The 19,980-nt window shown below is 57.0% G+C and carries 15 protein-coding genes and 3 pseudogenes; 6 read left to right on the top strand and 12 right to left on the bottom strand.

The window, feature by feature from the left end:
• Positions 1-11: 11 nt before the first annotated feature.
• From sdhA to sdhC, 3 genes are read right to left on the bottom strand one after another with little or no spacing between them, the layout of a single operon-like run.
• Positions 12-1,778: a succinate dehydrogenase flavoprotein subunit gene (gene sdhA / locus SGP1_RS07510; protein WP_011410711.1), complete on the bottom strand. Its 1,767-nt coding sequence runs from the start codon at positions 1,776-1,778 to the stop codon at positions 12-14.
• Positions 1,779-1,781: 3 nt separating this feature from the next.
• A complete protein-coding gene (sdhD, locus tag SGP1_RS07505) occupies positions 1,782-2,129 on the bottom strand; it encodes a succinate dehydrogenase membrane anchor subunit (RefSeq protein ID WP_011410710.1) in 348 nt (115 codons plus the stop codon).
• Positions 2,126-2,512 (bottom strand): succinate dehydrogenase cytochrome b556 subunit, encoded by a 387-nt coding sequence (sdhC, locus tag SGP1_RS07500; RefSeq protein ID WP_011410709.1) that lies wholly within the window; start codon positions 2,510-2,512, stop codon positions 2,126-2,128. Before sdhC ends, sdhD begins: the two co-directional genes overlap by 4 nt.
• Positions 2,513-3,128: 616 nt before the next feature.
• Here sdhC and SGP1_RS07495 point away from each other — a divergent pair.
• The gene (locus SGP1_RS07495; protein WP_011410708.1) at positions 3,129-4,409 is read left to right on the top strand and encodes a citrate synthase; all 1,281 of its coding nucleotides are present in this window, start codon (positions 3,129-3,131) and stop codon (positions 4,407-4,409) included.
• Positions 4,410-4,418: 9 nt separating this feature from the next.
• Here the strand turns inward: SGP1_RS07495 and SGP1_RS26835 are convergent.
• The 7 genes and pseudogenes from SGP1_RS26835 to seqA all read right to left on the bottom strand — a co-directional run.
• Positions 4,419-5,058: pseudogene (locus SGP1_RS26835) on the bottom strand (biotin-dependent carboxyltransferase family protein); the annotation flags it as partial.
• 68 nt (positions 5,059-5,126) lie between these two features.
• Positions 5,127-5,677 (bottom strand): annotated as a pseudogene (locus tag SGP1_RS31140) (5-oxoprolinase subunit B family protein).
• 115 nt (positions 5,678-5,792) lie between these two features.
• The gene (locus SGP1_RS07480; protein WP_011410706.1) at positions 5,793-6,536 is read right to left on the bottom strand and encodes a type 2 GTP cyclohydrolase I; all 744 of its coding nucleotides are present in this window, start codon (positions 6,534-6,536) and stop codon (positions 5,793-5,795) included.
• Positions 6,537-6,552: 16 nt separating this feature from the next.
• Positions 6,553-7,998 (bottom strand): deoxyribodipyrimidine photo-lyase, encoded by a 1,446-nt coding sequence (phrB, locus tag SGP1_RS07475; RefSeq protein ID WP_011410705.1) that lies wholly within the window; start codon positions 7,996-7,998, stop codon positions 6,553-6,555.
• Positions 7,999-8,013: 15 nt separating this feature from the next.
• Positions 8,014-8,967: a YbgA family protein gene (locus SGP1_RS07470; RefSeq protein WP_011410704.1), complete on the bottom strand. Its 954-nt coding sequence runs from the start codon at positions 8,965-8,967 to the stop codon at positions 8,014-8,016.
• A 116-nt stretch (positions 8,968-9,083) separates the two neighbouring features.
• Entirely contained in the window at positions 9,084-10,727 is a 1,644-nt protein-coding gene (gene pgm, locus SGP1_RS07465; protein WP_011410703.1) for a phosphoglucomutase (alpha-D-glucose-1,6-bisphosphate-dependent), read from the bottom strand.
• Between the two features lie 20 nt (positions 10,728-10,747).
• Complete coding sequence (gene seqA, locus SGP1_RS07460) at positions 10,748-11,302, bottom strand: replication initiation negative regulator SeqA (RefSeq protein ID WP_011410702.1); 555 nt, start codon at positions 11,300-11,302, stop codon at positions 10,748-10,750.
• Positions 11,303-11,514: 212 nt separating this feature from the next.
• Between seqA and SGP1_RS07455 the strand changes: the two are divergent.
• From SGP1_RS07455 to SGP1_RS07435, 5 genes and pseudogenes are all read left to right on the top strand, one after another.
• Positions 11,515-12,281, top strand: a pseudogene (locus SGP1_RS07455) (alpha/beta fold hydrolase).
• A gap of 177 nt (positions 12,282-12,458) precedes the next feature.
• The gene (ybfE, locus tag SGP1_RS07450) at positions 12,459-12,773 is read left to right on the top strand and encodes a LexA regulated protein (RefSeq protein ID WP_011410700.1); all 315 of its coding nucleotides are present in this window, start codon (positions 12,459-12,461) and stop codon (positions 12,771-12,773) included.
• Positions 12,774-13,045: 272 nt separating this feature from the next.
• Positions 13,046-13,561 (top strand): flavodoxin FldA, encoded by a 516-nt coding sequence (gene fldA, locus SGP1_RS07445; protein ID WP_011410699.1) that lies wholly within the window; start codon positions 13,046-13,048, stop codon positions 13,559-13,561.
• A 320-nt stretch (positions 13,562-13,881) separates the two neighbouring features.
• Positions 13,882-14,349, top strand: coding sequence for a ferric iron uptake transcriptional regulator (fur, locus tag SGP1_RS07440; RefSeq protein WP_011410698.1), 468 nt, complete (start codon positions 13,882-13,884; stop codon positions 14,347-14,349).
• Between the two features lie 850 nt (positions 14,350-15,199).
• Positions 15,200-15,619, top strand: a complete 420-nt coding sequence (locus tag SGP1_RS07435) for a hypothetical protein (protein WP_158302353.1) — start codon at positions 15,200-15,202, stop codon at positions 15,617-15,619.
• Between the two features lie 231 nt (positions 15,620-15,850).
• On the opposite strand, the gene glnS is transcribed toward SGP1_RS07435, so the two are convergent.
• Positions 15,851-17,521, bottom strand: coding sequence for a glutamine--tRNA ligase (gene glnS, locus SGP1_RS07430; protein WP_011410697.1), 1,671 nt, complete (start codon positions 17,519-17,521; stop codon positions 15,851-15,853).
• A 320-nt stretch (positions 17,522-17,841) separates the two neighbouring features.
• Positions 17,842-19,878: an N-acetylglucosamine-specific PTS transporter subunit IIBC gene (gene nagE, locus SGP1_RS07425; protein WP_011410696.1), complete on the bottom strand. Its 2,037-nt coding sequence runs from the start codon at positions 19,876-19,878 to the stop codon at positions 17,842-17,844.
• Between the last annotated feature and the right edge of the window lie 102 nt (positions 19,879-19,980).

Below are 19,980 nucleotides of genomic sequence, written 5' to 3'. Positions count from 1 at the left end.
CATCCTCCACCCTAGTAGGTACGCACTTTCGGCGGGAACGCCAGGCGTAATGTCGGTTGCATATTGACCTTACGACGCGTCATGCTGTCGCTTTCGGGTAAATACAGCGAGTGGCACAGCCAGTTTTCATCGTCGCGGTCCGGGAAGTCGAAACGGCTGTGGGCGCCGCGGCTTTCGGTGCGGAAATTCGCCGACAGCGCGGTGGAGTAAGCGGTTTCCATCAGGTTATCCAGCTCCAGACACTCTACGCGCTGGGTGTTGAATTCCGTCGAGGTATCGTCAAGACGGGCATGATGCAAACGTTCGCGGATCTCCTTTAGCTCCACCAGCCCTTTGGCCATGGCATCCCCTTCGCGGAATACCGAGAAGTTGTTTTGCATACAGGCCTGCAGAGCTTTTCGGATCTCGACCGGATTTTCGCCGCTGCGATTGTTGTTCCAGCGGTGATAGCGGCTCAGCGACGCCTCGATATCGTCGTCGCTGGCATCGCGCGTCGGTCCCTGCTCCATCAGCGACTCCTGCAAATGCATTCCCACCGCGCGGCCGAACACCACCAGGTCCAGCAGCGAATTGCCGCCCAGGCGGTTCGCGCCGTGCACCGAGACGCAGGCGATTTCACCTACCGCGAACAGGCCGGGGATAACCACGTCTTCACCCTGGGCGTTGACGGTGATCGCCTGGCCGCTCACTTTAGTCGGGATCCCCCCCATCATGTAATGGCAGGTGGGAATGACCGGAATCGGCTCCTTCACCGGGTCCACGTGGGCAAACGTGCGCGACAGTTCCAGGATCCCCGGCAAACGCGATTCAAGAACCTCTTTGCCTAAATGGTTCAGCTTCAGTTTTGCATGCGGCCCCCAAGGCCCCTCGCAGCCGCGGCCTTCGCGGATTTCAATCATAATCGAGCGGGCGACCACATCGCGGCCCGCCAGATCTTTGGCATTCGGAGCGTAACGTTCCATAAAGCGCTCGCCGTGCTTGTTCAGCAGGTAACCGCCTTCACCGCGGCAGCCCTCGGTGACCAGTACCCCGGTGCCGGCGATGCCGGTGGGGTGAAACTGCCACATTTCCATATCCTGGACCGGCACCCCCGCGCGCAGCGCCATGCCGACGCCGTCGCCGGTATTGATGTGGGCGTTGGTCGTGGATTGGTAGATGCGTCCGGCGCCGCCGGTGGCGAGAATGGTCGCCCGCGCCTTGAAATACACCACTTCACTAGTTTCAATACACAGCGCGGTGCAGCCTACGATGCCGCCATCCTGGTTTTTCACCAGGTCGAGGGAGTACCACTCGGAAAAGATGGTGGTGTGGTTTTTCAGGTTCTGCTGATAGAGCGTATGCAGCAGCGCATGCCCGGTCCGGTCCGCGGCGGCGGCGGTGCGTGCGGCCTGTTCGCCGCCGTAGTTAAGCGACTGGCCGCCGAACGGACGCTGGTAGATACGCCCGTCGTCAAGGCGGGAAAACGGCAGTCCCATATGCTCCAGTTCCAGCACCGCTTCCGGACCGGTTTTGCACATGTATTCGATAGCGTCCTGGTCGCCGATGTAATCGGATCCTTTGACCGTATCGTACATATGCCACTGCCAGTCGTCTTCATGGCTGTTGCCGAGCGCGACGGTGATACCGCCCTGCGCTGATACCGTATGGGAACGTGTAGGAAAAACTTTTGAAATTAACGCGCAGGAGAGTCCCATCTGGGAGATCTGTAGCGCGGCGCGCATACCTGCGCCTCCTGCGCCGATTACTACGGCGTCAAACTCTCTCACCGGCAATGACATTGACTACGCCCCCCACACCACGACAGTTCCATAAAGTAAATAAACCATGAGCACGATAACGATAGTCAGTTGCAGCAGCAGCCGCAGCGCCAGGGGCTTGATGTAATCCGTTAATACCTGCCACATGCCGATCCAGGTGTGCACCAGGATGGAAAACAAGGTCAGCAGGGTAAAGACTTTCGTCATAGGGGTGGCGAAAAAACCTCGCCAGACGTCATAGGTGAGAGTATCTGCCAACAGGATAAAACCGAGCAGATAAATAATATAAAGGCAAATAACGATGGCAGATGCACGAACCAATAGCCACTCATGTACTCCGTTACGTCCTAATGCCGAAGCATTGCTTATCATACGAGGACTCCAGCCAATATAGATAGCACGACAGTTAGCAAAAATGTAACATTTGCGGTGGTTTTACCCATCGCCAACGTTTCTTCCAGATAGCCGAAATCCATCAGCATGTGACGGATACCGCACAACGTGTGATAGGCCAGCGCGGTCAAAATTCCCCAAAAGATGAATTTGACGATAAAGCTGTCCATCATGGCGGCCGCCTGAATGAAACCTTCGGGGGAAGAGAGAGATAATCCGAGAACCCACAGCAGGATACCGATAGCAACAAACATGATGACGCCGGAAACGCGATGAAGAATGGATACTATTGCAGTTACGGGGAACCGGATCGTTTGCAGATCCAAGTTGACAGGCCTTTGTTTTTTCACGGTTTTTCCCACACAGCTATTATTATTTTCCTTCCTCCGGTCCTGGCTGGATCAGACAGCGTTAACAGGATAAACCATGCGACGTCATGTGCTAAAATCACAATTCCTTGTGCGTAAATGACGCGTTAAATAACGCTGTATGCTCCTACTACAGGGAGTTCCGGAGACCTTGTTGAAGTATATGGCTTTCACATTATGATTACAATTACCATACAAATAGTTTGTTAACATTTGAACGATTTAGTGAGCACCGTCACGATTCTCACATTTCCTATAAGGGTATACATCCACATTGACAATAAAATAACATTTTGATTACAAGCCATCCCGCTTCTATGCTATAACTCGCTTATCGAGTAACGGCACACTTCCTCCAAGATTAAGTTTATGCAACAGTGTGAAAAGCTCCTTGACCCACAGGTTAAGATGCCCATTAATAGCAAATAATATTTTCGATAAATCTTCACCACCCAAGGCAAACCGTTCGTTCTACCTTTACGGGTGAAGCGTCAGGCTGCGCTTTGCATCAGGCTTATCGGCATGTTCGGCACGGACGGTAGAAAAAACGCCGGGGTCAGTAAGCTGCCCGTGGTGAAAGATTGAGTTTATACGCGCTAAGGAGAATATAATGGCTAAAAGTAAAGCGACTTTTACCCCTGAGGGGCAGGACCCTATCGCCATGGATATGCTAACGGGCACCATGGGCGAAAAAGAAATCGATATCCGCAGCCTGGGCAGCCAGGGGTATTTCACCTTCGATCCCGGCTTCACCTCCACCGCCTCCTGTGAATCTAAGATCACCTATATCGATGGCGACAAAGGCGTCTTGCTGCATCGCGGCTTTCCCATCGACAAGCTGGCGCTGGAGTCGAACTATCTGGAGGTCTGCTATATCCTCCTGAACGGCGAAGCGCCGACCCGCGAGCAATATGATGAGTTTCGCACTATCGTCACGCGCCATACCATGATTCATGAACAGATCACCCGGCTATTCCACGGTTTTCGGCGCGACTCCCATCCGATGGCGGTCATGTGCGGAGTGACCGGCGCACTGGCGGCGTTCTATCATGACTCGCTGGATGTCAACGTTGAACGCCATCGCGAAATCGCCGCGTTTCGCCTGCTGTCGAAAATGCCCACCGTAGCCGCCATGTGCTACAAGTATTCGCTCGGCCAGCCATTTATCTACCCGCGCAACGATCTGTCCTATGCCGGCAACTTCCTGCATATGATGTTCTCCACGCCGTGCGAAACCTATGAGGTTAATCCGGTGCTGGAACGCGCCATGGATCGTATCCTCATTCTGCACGCCGACCACGAACAGAACGCGTCTACCTCAACGGTGCGCACCGCCGGCTCTTCGGGCGCCAATCCGTTCGCCTGTATCGCGGCAGGCATTGCCTCGTTATGGGGACCTGCCCACGGCGGCGCCAACGAAGCCTGCCTACGGATGCTTGAGGAGATCAACAAGGTGGAGCATATCCCCGAGTTCATCAAGCGCGCCAAGGATAAAAACGATTCGTTCCGCCTGATGGGCTTTGGCCACCGCGTGTACAAAAATTACGATCCGCGCGCGACCGTGATGCGCGAAACCTGCCATGAAGTATTGAAAGAGCTTAAGCTTTCCGATGACCTGCTGGCGGTGGCCATGGAGCTCGAACACATCGCGCTGCACGACCCCTACTTCAAAGAGCGCAAACTCTATCCCAACGTTGACTTCTACTCCGGCATCATTCTGAAAGCCATGGGGATTCCTTCAACCATGTTCACGGTCATTTTCGCCATGGCGCGCACTGTCGGCTGGATAGCCCACTGGAAAGAAATGCACGACGACGGGCTGAAAATCGCCCGTCCGCGCCAGCTCTACACCGGCTATGCCCAGCGGGATTTCCACAGCCAGCGCAAATAAACCTGTCGTGCCGGGGGGGGGGACCTGCACCACACCGGGCAACACGCCGTGGGACAGAAGCTCCCGGTCGGCGGTGCGCTGTAGGACGCTGCCCAGCAGACGGTAGCCCATGCGGTTACTTTGTGGACTCAATTGCCAGGCGACACGCCAAAACGCATCGCGCGCCTCGGCGCTGAATTCCTGATACTCCGGCCCCGGCAGCGCCCGTACGCGGTTGCCGAACAGCAACTGTTTTATCCCCATTTGCAGCGTCGGCAGCCGTTGCGGCCGACCGACAGCCTGTAGCCGTCGCGCACCCATCTGCCCTCCAGACCGCCAATCGCCGCTTTGCTATAGGTACTGCGCGATTGCAGCACCGGCGGGACGTCAAAGCCGCCGGACACCGCCAGATAGCTGCGCATGCCGTGTTTCGGCAAGGCCAATTTCACCTGCTGCCCCGGCCCGTACCGCAAAACGCCAGCCGGTCCAGAGAGGTTTACCATCCAGCAGGGCGTGACAATCCGCGCCGGTCAGCGCCAACCAGCCCGGGTGGGATCTCGGCGCAAAACTGCCCCGGGGTAATTTCCAGCACCGCGGCATCGGGCGCATTGCCCACCAGCAAATTCGCCATCTTCATGGCTGGCTGGTCCAGCACCCCGCCCTGGCTGATACCGAGGTAGCGATAACCGCTGCGGCCGCCGTCCTACACCGCGGTCATCATGCCGGCGTGAATGACTTTCAGCATACCCCCTCCTTCTGCGGCACGAAACGCACATTATCACCGGGGCGCAACAGCGTGGGCGACGCCGCATGGGGTGTGAACAGCGCCACGGGGGTGTGGCCGATTAACTGCCAATCGCTGGGACTGCTCAGGGGATAGATGCCGGTCTGCCGGCCACCGATACCGACCGATCCGGCGGGAACCTGCAGACGCAGCTCGGCGCGACGCGGAGTGTTAAGCGCCGGCGTGGCATTCCGCTACCTGCGCCAGGTCGGGGACCGGCATCGCCGCCATAGATGACCGGGATGGCGATCTGCCGCGCTTCGGGCAATACCGATTCGCTCTCCTCCCACCAGCGCTGCAGACGTTCTATCGCATCCAGCGCCGTGAGCTGCGGATGGGTCTGCAGCACCGTCAAATTGTTCATGCCGGGAATCGCTTCGCGAACATCCGGGTGTGAAGCGATACGCTGCGCCAGCCCCCAGATGCGGCGCTGGCTTTCCAGACTGATCGGCGGCTCCAGCACCACCGCCCGCTCCCCCAACAAATAACATCGCGCCCGTTGCAATCCCGCCTCCTGGGAAATCGGCCTGATGCCGAATCCATTATCTAGCTCATTAATAGTCCATGAGCATGCGCAACCCGGGAGGCGCTGTCAATAGGAGAATGGCCGGGCAAAAGCGCTAGGCAGGATTGGGAATATCGATAAAAGTCACATCCAAATCATACTGTTGGGTCAGCCACTCGCCCAAGGCGCGGATCCCACCGCGTTCGGTGGCGTGGTGGCCGGCGGCATAGAAATGCAGACCCTGTTCCCGGGCGACATGGATGGTCTGTTCGGACACTTCGCCGGTAATAAAGGCGTCCACCCCCGCCTGCGCCGCCAGCTCGATAAACCCCTGACCGCCGCCGGTACACCAGGCCAACCGCGAGATCTGCGCCGGCCCGCCATCGCCGCAATGCAGCACGCTACGCCCCAGCGTATGCTCAAGGCGCAGGCGCAGCGCAGCGCCGCTAAGCGGCGTCGCGAGTTCACCTTGCGGCAGCAGCGGTTCCAGTGCCCCGGTCACCCGAATGTCCAGCGCCGCCGCAAGCTGCGCGTTATTGCCCAGTTCCGGGTGGGCATCCAGCGACAGATGCCAGGCGTACAGATTGATATCGTTAGCCAGCAGCGTTTTCAGCCGCCGGCGCTTCATGCCGCTGATAACCGGCGCCTCGTTTTTCCAGAAATAACCGTGGTGGACGATGACCGCATCGGCGCCGTGGGCCAGAGCGCTATCCAGCAGCGCCTGACAGGCGGTAACGCCGGTGACGATACGCTGCACCTCCTGACGCCCCTCCACTTGCAGGCCGTTAGGGGCATAATCCTCCACTGCGTTGCTGTTAAGCTTTTGATTGATAATGTGTTCGAGTTCGGTATTACGCATCGAGTCGCCTCTTTCATCATGGTTCGTCCCGCACCCCTCCCCGGGCTTTGGCCGCCTCATATGCGTCCAGGGCCCATGCGCGCGCTTTACCATGATCGACGATCGGCAGCGGATAATCCAGCCCGGCGCGCTGCGCGTCGGGCCACCGATTGGGCTGATGCAGATAAGTATCCGGCACCGACTCGAGCGCCGGTAGCCAGCGACGGATAAACGCGCCGTCGCCATCGAAACGCTCTCCCTGGGTGGTCGGGTTGAAGATGCGGAAATAAGGCGCCGCATCGGTACCAGTTGAGGCCGCCCACTGCCAGCCGCCGTTATTGGCCGCCAGATCGCCGTCGATAAGCTGCGACATGAAATACCGCTCGCCGCGGCGCCAGTCAATAAGCAGATCCTTGACCAGAAAACTGGCGCTTATCATTCGCAGCCGATTGTGCATCCAGCCGGTCTCCGCCAGTTGCCGCATGGCAGCATCCACGATGGGATAACCGGTACGCCCTGCACACCAGGCGTCGAACAAATCATCATCCTGTCGCCAGACCACGTGGCGCGTCCAGGGAATAAACGGCTGATAGCGGCACAGCGCCGGCCAGGCCACCAGAAGATGGCGGTAGAAATCACGCCATATCAGTTCATTCAGCCAGGTAAACGCGCCGTTCTGCCCCGGCGTCAACGCGCGGGGATAAGCTTTGCGCAGCCGCTGATAACATTGGCGCGGCGACAGAACTCCGACAGCCAGCCAGGCGGAAAGCCGGCTGGTGGCGTCCAAAGCCGGGATGTCGCGACCGCGATGATAATCCTGTAATTGCTGATGGCAAAAAGTGCGCAGACGGGAAAGTGCAGCCGCTTCGCCGGCGGGGTACGCCTCCCCGGGCGGCGTCATGGGGTAATCAAACGGCGCAATCTCGCACACCTTGGCGCAAGGCGCCCCCGCACGTGGCGACGGCGCCGGCAGGCAGGCCGGATCCTGCTCTTCAAGCCGGCCCAGGAACGCATTGCGAAACGGGGTATAAACTTTGTACATCTGCTGGTTGCCGGTATGTACGCTGCCCGGCGGCAGCAGTACGCTGTCATCAAAGCCCTGGCACAGCGTCTTCTCGCCGATGCGCTGTTCTAACCGCCGGTCGCGCTCCCGTTCGTTGAGTTCATATTGATAGTTGTAAAACAGTTTATCTACCCGTTCGCGCTGGCAAAATGCCGCCAGCCATTCCACCTGGGCCGCGAAATCCGCGCATTGATGATAGTGCAGCGCAATGCCGCGCGCTGCCAGTTCCTCAGCCAGATGACGCAAATTTTGCCGGATAAAGGCCGCCTGTCGCGGGCTCATATCGTGATCCCGCCACTGTTGCGGCGTGGCGATAAATACCGCCAACACCCGGGCCTGCGTATCCTGACAGGCAGCGTGCAGGGCAGTATTGTCGTGCAAGCGCAAATCGTTGCGCAGCCAGACCAGATGAATTGTCATAGCATATCCGTAGCATCAATGTCCGTAACGCAGCCGTAGCGCTTCGGGGTAAGGTTCAAAATAGCGCTGCTGCGCCAGCCAGGCGTCGAGATATTCAGCCATATAATGTTTCAGCAGCGTAATGGGCGCCAGCAGCTGTTGTAACCCCCGGCGATAACTGTCAATCAATCCGGTAAGTTCGCTGCGCTGTGCGCGGGTGAGGTAGAGGTAGAAATACCCCTGAGCATGCATGAGTACGTTTGTGTGGTTACAGCGGGTCGCGGGGTGGCGCAGTAGCGCCATCAGCCGGTCGCGATACGTCAGGGCAAACGCCTCCAGCGAGGGCCAGCGATCCATATTTGCGACAAAGGGGCCAATCTGCCAATACTCCGGCTGGGAATGCTCTAGCAGCAATAGTTTGTACCGGCGATGGAAGGCCATCAGCCCGCCGCGGGTGAGCGGCCGACGCATAAGCTGGTTAAATTCCCATAGCGTAAAGACGCGCGCCACGAAGTTTTCCCGCAGCTGCGGGTCCTGCAACCGGCCGTCCTCCTCTACCGGCAGCCAGGGCATTTGCTCTTGCAGTACGCGGGTGAAAAGCCCTACCCCGGTTTTCTGCACGCCCTGTGAGGCGTACACCCGTACCCACTCCATACCGCAGCTTGGCGACTTGGCGCAGACAACATAACCGCAAAGCTCGGCGAGCTGCCGCACCCGCTGACCTGCAAAAGCCTCCATGCTGGCGGTGTGGTCGATGGTGCTTCCCTCTTTGCTGTTACGCAAAGCAATGTGGCCGTGGAGATTTTGCACCAGCCTGAGCGCCGGGCGCGGCGCCGGCAATCCGATAGCCATTTCCGGGCAGACCGCCGTGAACGCGACAAACGGCGCCAGATCATCCATGGCAAATGCCAGACATTTATGACCGCCGTCGAAGCGAACATTTTCCCCAATCAGACAGGCGCTGATACCCACGGGAATCCTACTGGTCATACTCGGCTCCTGCGGAAGATGGCTGTTAGGCATGCTGTATGATCGTCGGGCGACGCAGGCTGCCCGGTTGGCGCGCAGCGGTTCCTGTCGTGGGGTGCCGACCGCTGGCAGTCTGCTTATTTCGCCCCGCTCAGCACATCGCTGACGATATCCACCGCCTCTTTCTCGATCTGCTGGCGATGCTCTGCGCCAAGGAAGCTTTCACAATAGATTTTGTACGCTTCCTCGGTGCCTGAAGGCCGGGCCGCGAACCAGCCGTTTTGTGTAATCACTTTCAGTCCGCCAATAACTGCGCCATTGCCCGGCGCCGTGGTCAAGCGCGCGGTTATCACATCGCCTCCCAGGGTGCTGGCGCTGATCTGTTCAGGGGAAAGCTTGGACAAAATCGCTTTTTGCGCGTGGCTGGCCGGCGCCTGGATACGATTATAGCTGGGGGTGCCAAAGCGCTGAGCCAGTTCATCATAATGCTGCTGGGGATTTTTGCCGGTCACGGCGGTAATCTCCGCCGCCAGCAGGCACATGATGATACCGTCTTTATCGGTGGACCAGGGTTGGCGGTCAAAGCACAGGAATGACGCGCCGGCGCTCTCTTCGCCGCCAAAGCCCAAACTGCCGTCGTACAGGCCATCCACAAACCACTTGAAGCCTACCGGCACTTCCACCAGCCGGCGGCCCAGGCTGTCGACCACCCTGTCAATCATGGCGCTGGACACCAGCGTTTTACCCACGCCTACCTCATCGCCCCACTGAGGACGGTGCTGAAAGAGATAGTTAATCGCGGCCGCCAGATAATGGTTCGGGTTCATCAAGCCTGCCGGCGTGACAATACCGTGACGGTCATAGTCCGGATCGTTGGCGAACGCCAAATCAAATTCATCGCGCAGCGCTAACAGGCCGGCCATTGCCGATTCTGATGAACAGTCCATGCGGATAATGCCGTCATAATCGAGATGCATAAAGCGGAACGTCTGGTCCACTTCTTCATTCACCAGCGTCAAATCCAGCCGGTAATGCTCGGCGATGCGCTGCCAATAAGCAATACCGGAACCGCCCAGCGGGTCGACGCCGAGTTTCAGCCCGGCGCGTTGGATTGCCGGCATATCCACGACGCTCGTCAGCCCTTCAACATAGGGCTGCACCAGATCCCGGGCGTGAATATGACCACTCTGCCAGGCCTGGTCCAGCGTCAGGCGTTTAACGCCGCGCAGATTCTCCGCCAGCAGCGCATTAGCGCGCTCTTCAATGACGCGGGTTACGTTGGTATCCGCCGGCCCGCCGTTGGGCGGATTATATTTGATGCCGCCGTCTTCAGGCGGATTGTGGGAAGGGGTGATGACGATGCCGTCGGCCTGTGCGCCGCCGCCGCGATTGTGGGTGAGGATAGCATTGGAAATCGCCGGCGTCGGCGTGTAGCCGTTGTCCGCCTGTACCACAACCTCTACCCCGTTGGCGGTCAGCACTTCCAGTACTGAGATGAACGCCGGCTCGGAGAGCGCATGAGTATCTTTGCCAACATAGCACGGCCCCACAATACCCTGTTTGGCGCGTTCTTCGGCGATAGCCTGACTGATGGCCAAAATGTGGGCTTCGTTAAAGCTATGGCGTCCGGCGCTGCCGCGGTGTCCCGAGGTACCGAACTTCACCGCCTGAGCGCTATTGCCCGGCTCCGGCAGCAATACGTAATATTGCGACGTTAATTGTTCCACATTAATTAAATCACTCTGGCGGGCGGGCTGTCCGGCGCGGGGGTGATTGGCCATCGGCGCTTCTCCGTTGCTAGTCAATGAAATTTAAGAGTGCCGCAAACTTTTTCTATCAGTTCCGTCGGGAACTGCATCGCCAGCATAATATGCTCAATCATGCTCCGTTTGCGATCGCTGTTGGTATTGGTAATGACCCAATAAGGCGTACCGGGCACCTGTTTCGGTTTGGTCTGGTGGCCGCTTTGCAGCAGCGTTTCTCTGTCGCCGGCAAAATACGTGCGGGTACGGCCATGCAATGTTTCGGTCGCGCCGGCAAAAGCCTGCGGCGACAGTGTATACAGGGTGGTCAGCACCAGCATGAAGCGATCCACTACCTTGCGTTGCAAAGCATAGTCGTCTGAGAGCAATAATTCACGCATTGCGCGAACCCTCTCGGGCAGTGGACGAACAGATTCCGATTTTTCTGAGGGTTTTGCCGCCATCGTCACCGCCACGACCGGGGTGGAAGCATTGTCAACGCCGGGGGTAAACTTCAACAGACGGCGCAAGATATCGGAGGCGCTTTCGCCAATATGTAACGTATGGCCGGCAATAAAGCGGTAAAGATCTTCATCGACTTCAATAGTTTTCATTGTAATCCGTTATTTTCCACATAAATCAATCGTCCCGATTATACAAGTTAAACCCCGGCAACGAACAGCACCAACCGCGGTTGGTGTGAAAAAGTCGGAATCTGCCCGGCCCCTCGTCCCGCCCGCGCAAGCGTCGATTTTTCCCCGCCGCGGCCTCTGCAACACTAAACTCATGATAGGCTACTACTTTTCTTTACAGCAAAAGGAGCGCTATGAAATTGAACTATCGGCTGCAAGCGGCGCATCAGCCGGAACAGGGCCTGCCGGTGGTGTTTATCCACGGCCTATTCGGCAGTCTGGATAATCTCGGCGGGCTGGCCCGTCCCCTTGGCGAGAACCATCGCACGCTGCAAATCGATTTACGCAATCACGGCCTGTCCCCCCATGCGCCCACCATGCGTTATGACGAAATGGAGCAGGATGTGATGGCATTGCTGGACGCTCTACTTATTGAGCGCTGCATCGTCATCGGTCATTCCATGGGGGGCAAAGTGGCAATGACGCTGCGCGCGCAGGCGCCGGGACGCATCGCGCGGGCGGTGGTTATCGACATGGCGCCCGTCGCTTATGAGGTCCGCAGCCATGACGCCATTTTCACGGCCCTGGCGCGCGTCAGCAACGCCGGGGTCACCCAGCGCAGCGAGGCGGCGCGGCTGATGGAGCAGGATATCGACGACGCCAGCACCGTGCAGTTTCTACTAAAATCGTTTCATCAAGGCCACTGGCGTTTCGATGTTAAAAGCATTGCGCACAATTACGCCGACATTATCGGCTGGCGGACCCAGGCGCCCTGGCCCGGGCCGGTGCTGTTTATCCGCGACGGCAATTCCCCTTATCTGGATGACCGCTACCGCGACCAGATTCGTCAGCAATTTCCCACGCTCGCGCTCACGTGGTGGCCGGCGCTGGCCATTGGGTGCATGCCGAAAAGCCCGAGGCGGTACTGCGCGCCGTCGCGCGTTTTCTGGCGGAGAGTTAAGCCGGCAGAGGCAGTTAGCCATTGTCGCCGCCCGCGTCGCTAGGGTAAGATGACGGGTTTTTGGATGCCGGCTGCCTCCAGGGACCGGTAAAGATAACGCTCGGAAGACGCCGGCCAGGGCTCAGGCCACCCGCCGGCGACCCTGCCGCTTACGGTTGCATATCCCTTCATCAACTTATGGCAAAAGAACAAACGGACCGCACCACGCTGGATTTATTTACGGATGAACGTCGTCCGGGACGGCCGAAAACCAGCCCCCTTTCAAGGGATGAACAGCTCAAAATCAACAAGCGCAACCAGCTGCGGCGCGATAAAGTGCGCGGGCTGCGCCGGGTGGAGTTAAAAATTAATGCGCAGGCGGTATATGCGCTGAACAGATTGGCCGACCAGCGGGCGATGTCCCGCAGTGAGCTTATCGAACTTATCCTGCTGGCGGAGCTTGAGCGCCTGCCGGCTGAAGGCGGGACGGACACACTGCCGGCCAGCGGTTGAATGCTTGACAGGCATTACCCCTCCTGGGCGTCATCGCTTGCGGGCAAAGCGCCCTGCCGGGCAGCCGCCGGCAGCGGGATAGACATCCTGCCTGCGTGCAATTGCTGTCGACCCTCTCGGCGCAGCGGGCGCGTTTACCGCACAGGGAGGATTTGACGCAAAAACCCCCCGCCGGCAGGTATCTCCTTAGATGATGGTCTGCTATTATTGCCCGTATCAGCTTAAGGTTGACGATTGAGCATATCCTTAATATTTATGAGGTTTTAATATTCATGGCGAGTGTAGGCATTTTTTTTGGCAGTGACACCGGCAATACCGAAAATATTGCCAAGATGATCCAGAAGCAACTGGGTACCGATGTTGCTGATGTTTTTGACATCGCCAAAAGCAGCAAAGAAGATCTGGAACAGTACGACCGTCTGCTGTTGGGTATCCCGACCTGGTATTACGGCGAAGCGCAGTGCGACTGGGATGATTTTTTCCCCACGCTGGAAGAAGTCGATTTTAACGGCAAGATTGTTGCGCTGTTCGGCTGTGGCGATCAGGAGGACTACGCGGAGTATTTCTGCGACGCGATGGGCACCCTGCGGGATATTATAGAACCTAACGGCTCTACGCTGGTTGGCTACTGGCCTACCGCCGGCTATCATTTCGAGGCGTCGAAAGGACTTGCCGACGACGATCACTTTATTGGTCTGGCCATTGATGAAGACCGGCAGCCAGGGTTGACCGCCGAGCGCGTCAATGGCTGGGTTAAACAAATCAGCGCAGAGATGAATCTGGGCTAATCGCCTTGCCGCCGTCCGGCCTCTCCGGACGGCAGGTTGCCGTTTTTAGGCTTAATAAATAATTCCTTTCAAATTGATAGCTACAATTTTGTAACTTTTTCCGCCAAAACAGTACAATGGTACCACACTTTGTGTGATTTTTTGAACCTAAAGAGGTAACATAGTTCTTACTCGCTGAGTAGGCTATAATGAAAATGAGTCTCTTTTTCATTTGTGACCGCGAGTTCTATGATGAGACAGTGAACCATTTTTCGGGCCGACGATTGTTATAGGCTGTGTTAGCTTATAGCTTGATTATCAAGTAACAGGACCAAACCCGCATGACTGACAATAACATCGCCTTAAAGAAGGCCGGCCTGAAAGTGACCCTTCCCAGGCTCAAGATCCTGGAAGTGTTGCAAGACCCGGAATGCCACCACGTCAGTGCGGAAGATCTGTATAAAAAGCTTATCGATATGGGTGAGGAAATCGGGCTGGCCACCGTTTACCGCGTACTCAACCAGTTCGATGATGCCGGTATTGTCACCCGCCACAATTTTGAGGGCGGCAAATCGGTTTTCGAGCTCACCCAACAGCATCATCACGATCACCTTATTTGCCTGGATTGCGGCAAGGTCATCGAATTTCGCGATGAGTTTATTGAAGCGCGCCAGCGTGATATCGCGAAAAAGCACAATATCAAACTGACCAACCACAGTCTCTATATTTATGGCCATTGCGCAGAGGGCGACTGCCGTGAAGATGAAACCCTGCATGATATAGATGATCCGCACGTCGTAAAATTCTGACCGCCAACACCTGGGCCGTCAGATCACGAGCGAACAAAGAGAAACCGCCGCCGGCGGTTTTTTTATTTGTTGAGGCTGTAACTGCCTGAGTCAACCTTACCGCCTCACTCTCACACTCCTGAATCCTTTCGTCATTTGCCTCATTTGCATTCTTACCTCCCTGCCTCTTTTCCTTCTTTGACACCTTAACGCTTTGCCACCCCCGGCCTTTCACTTCTGCGTCATTCCTTCATTTTGAATCAGCCTTTCACCTGATTCCGATAGGGAAAGTTACTTCCTAATCTATCGAGCAGTGGGTTTATAGGTCGATCACTATTCACAATTCTTAGTCCGCTCCTGCGCCAGAAACACATTACGGTGCAGGTAACCCTCCGCCGCGTGTGCCGCTAACTCCAGCCTTAAGCTGAAACCGGTAACGCTTTTTCTCTCGGCATAAATCAACTTACAGGTGTCACAATGATTAAACCTATCCTGCAAGATAACCTCCCGCCGCGAGCCTCCGTGGACGCAACGGAAGCGCTTCCAGCCGTGCCAACGTCGTTTAGGTCCGACACCTCAGCGTAAGACAGGCAAAATGGCTCAGCCCCGCCACAATAGAGAGATCCTCACCGCCTCGGCCCGCAACAGGACGCTATCAATTCCGGCCGAAAAGCCGCGAAACCGACCTCACCGCCGCGGCCCTCGCGCAGCCCGCGAGAAGACGCCAAGCCCGGCGAACACCAGCGCGCGCTGCCGCTCACACCGTCTCTGGTGCAAGCGCGCCCACGCCATAGCGGCGAAACTGTGACTACGCAGACCCCGCCACGACCGCCCAAACCTGTGCCTTTGCCGGCAGGGGGCACGCAAACTGGTGTCGGCGCTTCCCGTTTACGCAAAAATTGATCTGGCAAGTTTGCCCAGGTTTCAATCTACGGATTGCGCCTTCGTCCCCTATGGAAAAACAGTTTATGCTTCGCTGCAAAGTCTATCGTCAACGGGTCCCGTCGTCTCCAAGGCAGCACAAGAGGTGGTGTTCTCCTGCTACGATTTCGGCGCCGAGAGAAAAAAGCATACGGCGTTTGAGGTATTGTCAGCCCGCGTTAAGCTACGGGTGAGGGATAAGGCCATCGTCTGTAAAGTAGCGCCGCCGTCCGATGAGTTAGATAAAATCTTTATCTGGTGCGACAGTCCCGACCATTATCAGGTGCGCCTACGCAACCAACCGCTGGCCCTTGAATTAAAGAATCTCAATGAGTTGGCGGCGGCGATAAAAAACGGGCAGAAGCAATAATGTGCTGTAAGCGGCAGCGATCAACATTATGCGGCCTGAATTAGGGTAAAAGTGATTAAAACGGCAGCCCGACACGCACAGGACCCGGCATGAAAAGTCTGTCTTCGCATGCGGTCAAGAATAGGGGAATCGAGGCGGTCGCAGCCGGCGTTTTCGCCGGCGGGATGAAGAGAACACGGGGCGATGGCCCCGCCCTGCGCCTGAGCGAAAAAGGCACAGGACAGGAAAAAGTTACATTGCGGCTCTCTGAGCCCAGGTATCGCGCAGTCCCACGGTGCGGTTAAACACCGGATGAGTGGGGCTGAAGTAGCGACTGTCGGCGCAGAAATAGCCTTCGCGCTCAAACTGAAAGGGTTCGCCCGTATTGGCTGCCGGCACGCCGGCTTCGACAAAGCCCTGACGGATAACCAGCGAATCGGGATTCAGCGTGGAGAGAAAATCCTCCGCAGCCGCCGGGTTAGCTTCGCTGAATAACCGGTCATACAGACGGAACTCCGCGGCAAGGCTACGGTTGGCCGATACCCAGTGGATTACACCTTTCACCTTACGCCCGTCCGCGGGGTCTTTACTCAGGGTGTCGGGATCGTGACGGCAAAAAATCGTGGTGATTTGCCCCTGAGGGTCTTTTTCCACGTGTTCAGCCTTGATCACAAACGCATTGCGCAGGCGCACTTCCTTGCCCAATACCAGCCGCTTGTACTGCTTGTTGGCTTCTTCGCGGAAGTCAGCACGATCGATATAAATTTCGCGGCTGAACGCCACCTGACGGGTCCCCATCTCCGGCCTGTTGGGATGGTTTGGCATCGCGATATCCTGTTCATACCCCATAGGGAGACTTTCGATGACCACTCGCACGGGGTCAATCACCGCCATGGCGCGCGGCGCTCGATCGTTCAGATCTTCGCGGATGCAGGCTTCCAGCGCGGCCATCTCAACATTGTTATCCTGCTTCGTCACGCCGATACGGCGGCAGAATTCACGAATCGAGGCCGCCGTATAGCCGCGGCGGCGCAGACCGGAAATGGTCGGCATGCGCGGATCGTCCCAGCCCTCGACAATTTTCTCCGTGACCAGAAGATTCAGCTTGCGCTTGGACATAATGGCGTATTCGAGATTAAGCCGGGAGAATTCATACTGCCGGGGATGCACATTGATCGTAATGTTATCCAGCACCCAATCATACAGCCGGCGGTTATCCTGAAACTCCAGCGTGCAAAGCGAATGGGTAATGCCTTCCAACGCATCGGAGATGCAGTGGGTAAAGTCATACATCGGATAGATGCACCACTTGCTGCCGGTCTGATGGTGATCGGCGAATTTGATGCGGTACAGCACCGGGTCGCGCATCACCATAAACGGCGAGGCCATGTCGATCTTTGCACGCAGGCAGGCGCTGCCTTCCGCAAATTCGCCCTGGCGCATGCTGGCGAATAACGCCCGGTTTTCTTCCACGCTCCGATCACGATAAGGGCTGTTTTTACCCGGGCGCGTGAGGGTGCCGCGATAATCGCGGATTTGATCCGGCGATAGCTGGTCGACATAGGCCAGCCCTTTGTCGATAAGCTCAAGCGCGTAGTCATGCAGCTTGTCGAAATAATCGGAAGAGTAGTGAATGTCACCGCTCCAGTTAAAACCCAGCCACTGCACGTCGTGCTTGATAGAGTCGACATATTCCATGTCTTCTTTAACCGGATTGGTATCGTCGAAACGCAGGTTACATTGGCCCTGATAATCCTGGGCGATGCCAAAATTGAGGTAGATAGATTTGGCATGGCCGATATGCAAATAGCCATTTGGCTCCGGCGGAAATCGGGTGTGCACCGATGTATGCTTCCCCGAGGCCAGATCGTCGTCAATGATTTGACGAATAAAATTTGTTGGGCGGGCTTCAGCCTCACTCATGTTGATATTCCTCTACACAACAGCACGACATTCATTCATTACGCTTATGTTCCAACATGCCACGCCAGGACACAACCGTTTGTTAAAGAAATTCTCCATTCCGGCGCCGCAGGGCGGCGTTAGCGAAGTGACGAGGGGTAACGGGACGCGGCATCGGGTCAGGGCCTTGCCGCATCGGGATCCTCCCCCGGCGCGGCAAGAATAACAGCAGAAAAAGCAACGCCCGGCCCCTTACGGCAGCACGGGCGTTTTTAGTACAACATTACGGCGTATGCCGCAGCTGTGGGCGTCTCACCGCGCGGCGCAAAAGGAGAAGCGATTTATTTGTCGGTGAGGTCCAAAAGCCGGCTTTGCCCTGCTACCACGGTCGTGTTGGCGGTGGGAGTCAGCGCACCGAACTCCTCCATATTGCTCACGACCACCGGGCTAATCATCGAACGCGCGTTGGCATTCAGGTAGGCCAAATCCAGCTCCAGGATGGGCTGCCCTTGCGTCACCTTACTGCCCTCTTCCACCAGGCAGGTAAAGCCTTGTCCATTGAGGGCCACGGTATCGATACCGATATGCACTACCACTTCAGCGCCGCCATCGGTTTCCAGGCAGAAAGCATGATGGGTATTGAAGACTTTGACCAGCGTACCGTTCGCCGGCGACAACACCAGTTTATCGGTGGGACGGATGGCGATACCCTCTCCCACGGCGCGGGTGGCGAAAGCTTCATCCGGCACCTGCTCCAGCAGCACGACGTCACCGGTCATCGGCGAGATGAGCGAAACCACTACCGGTTTCCCGGCAGAAGGCGTTTCTACGCGCGGTGCAGGAGTCGCGACCGGCGTCGGGGATACCGCGCGCGCCGGGCTGACCGGTCCGTTGGCCAATACAGTACGCATCGCGCTGGCAATAATTTCCGCGCGGGTGCCGACAATGATTTGCAGACTTTCTTTATTCAGACGGATCACACCTTGGGCGCCGAGGTTTTTCGCCACGGCGTCATTGACCAGCGACGTGTCTTTTACGCTCAGGCGCAGACGGGTAATACAGGCATCAATACCAGTCAGATTGTCCGAGCCACCGATGACGCTGATATACCGACGCGCCAGTTTTTGCGTCTCATCACCTTCGCCGCCGGCATCGATATTCACATCGTAGCCATCGGTTTCATCGCCGGCCATTTGCAATTCGCGGCCCGGGGTGAGCAAATTAAAGCGTCGGATGGTGAAACGGAATACCAGATAATACAGAACGAAGAACACCAGCCCTTGCGGGATCAGCATATACCAATGCACCGCCAGCGGGTTTCGGCTTGAGAGCACCATATCCACCAGCCCGGCGCTAAAGCCAAAGCCGGCAATCCAATGCATACTGGCGGCAATAAAGACCGACAGGCCGGTCAATATCGCGTGCAGGAAATACAACACCGGCGCCACGAACATAAAGGAGAATTCCAGCGGTTCGGTGATGCCGGTAAAAAACGAGGCGAAGGCCGCGGCAAGCATGATCCCAGCGATCTTACTGCGGTTTTCGGGGCGGGCGCAATGGTAAATCGCCAGCGCCGCACCGGGCAAGCCAAACATCATGATCGGGAAGAAGCCCGCCTGATAACGGCCGGTGATACCGACGATACCGGTACCGGCTTCAATGGACTGCTGGCCACCGAGGAATTTGGGAATATCGTTAATGCCGGCGACATCGAACCAGAAGACCGAATTCAAGGCGTGGTGCAGACCGACCGGGATCAGTAAGCGGTTAAAGAAGGCATAAATACCCGCGCCCACCGAGCCGAGCTGCTGGATGTGTTCACCGAACGCCACCAGCGCGTTGAAGATCACCGGCCAGATATACATCAGAATAAAGGCGATGAAAATCATCACGAAGGAAACCAGAATCGGCACTAGTCGGCGTCCGCTGAAAAACGACAGCGCCTTGGTGAGCTCGACATGGCTAAATCGGTTATAAAGTTCGGCGGAAATAATCCCCACCAGGATGCCGACGAACTGGTTATTGATTTTGCCGAATGCCGCCGGCACTTGATCCACGGGGATTTTCTGTATCATTGCCACCGAGGCCGGCGCGCACAGTGTCGTCACCACCAGGAAACCGACGAAGCCGGTAAGCGCCGCGGCGCCGTCTTTATCTTTCGACATACCATAGGCAACGCCGATGGCAAACAGCACCGACATATTTTCAATAATCGCCGATCCGGATTTGATGAAAAAGGCTGCCAGTGCATTGCTGCCCCCCCAGCCAACCGGATCGATCCAATAGCCCACCCCCATCAGGATAGCGGCGGCAGGCAGTGTCGCCACCGGGACCATCAGCGCCCGGCCTATTTTCTGCAGATAACTGAGTATATTCACCTTGTTTCCCCTATTAGCATGACTTTTATTGGCGGCCGGTCTGCTGGCACTGCCGCCTTTGTCGTTGCCATCGTCAGCAGCGCAACGGCCCGCCGACGAAAG

Source organism: Sodalis glossinidius str. 'morsitans', assembly GCF_000010085.1.
In the GTDB taxonomy this organism is placed as follows: Bacteria; Pseudomonadota; Gammaproteobacteria; order Enterobacterales; family Enterobacteriaceae; genus Sodalis; species Sodalis glossinidius.
The sequence above is the reverse complement of the archived record's forward strand: the minus strand, read 5'-3'. Positions and strand labels throughout refer to the sequence as shown.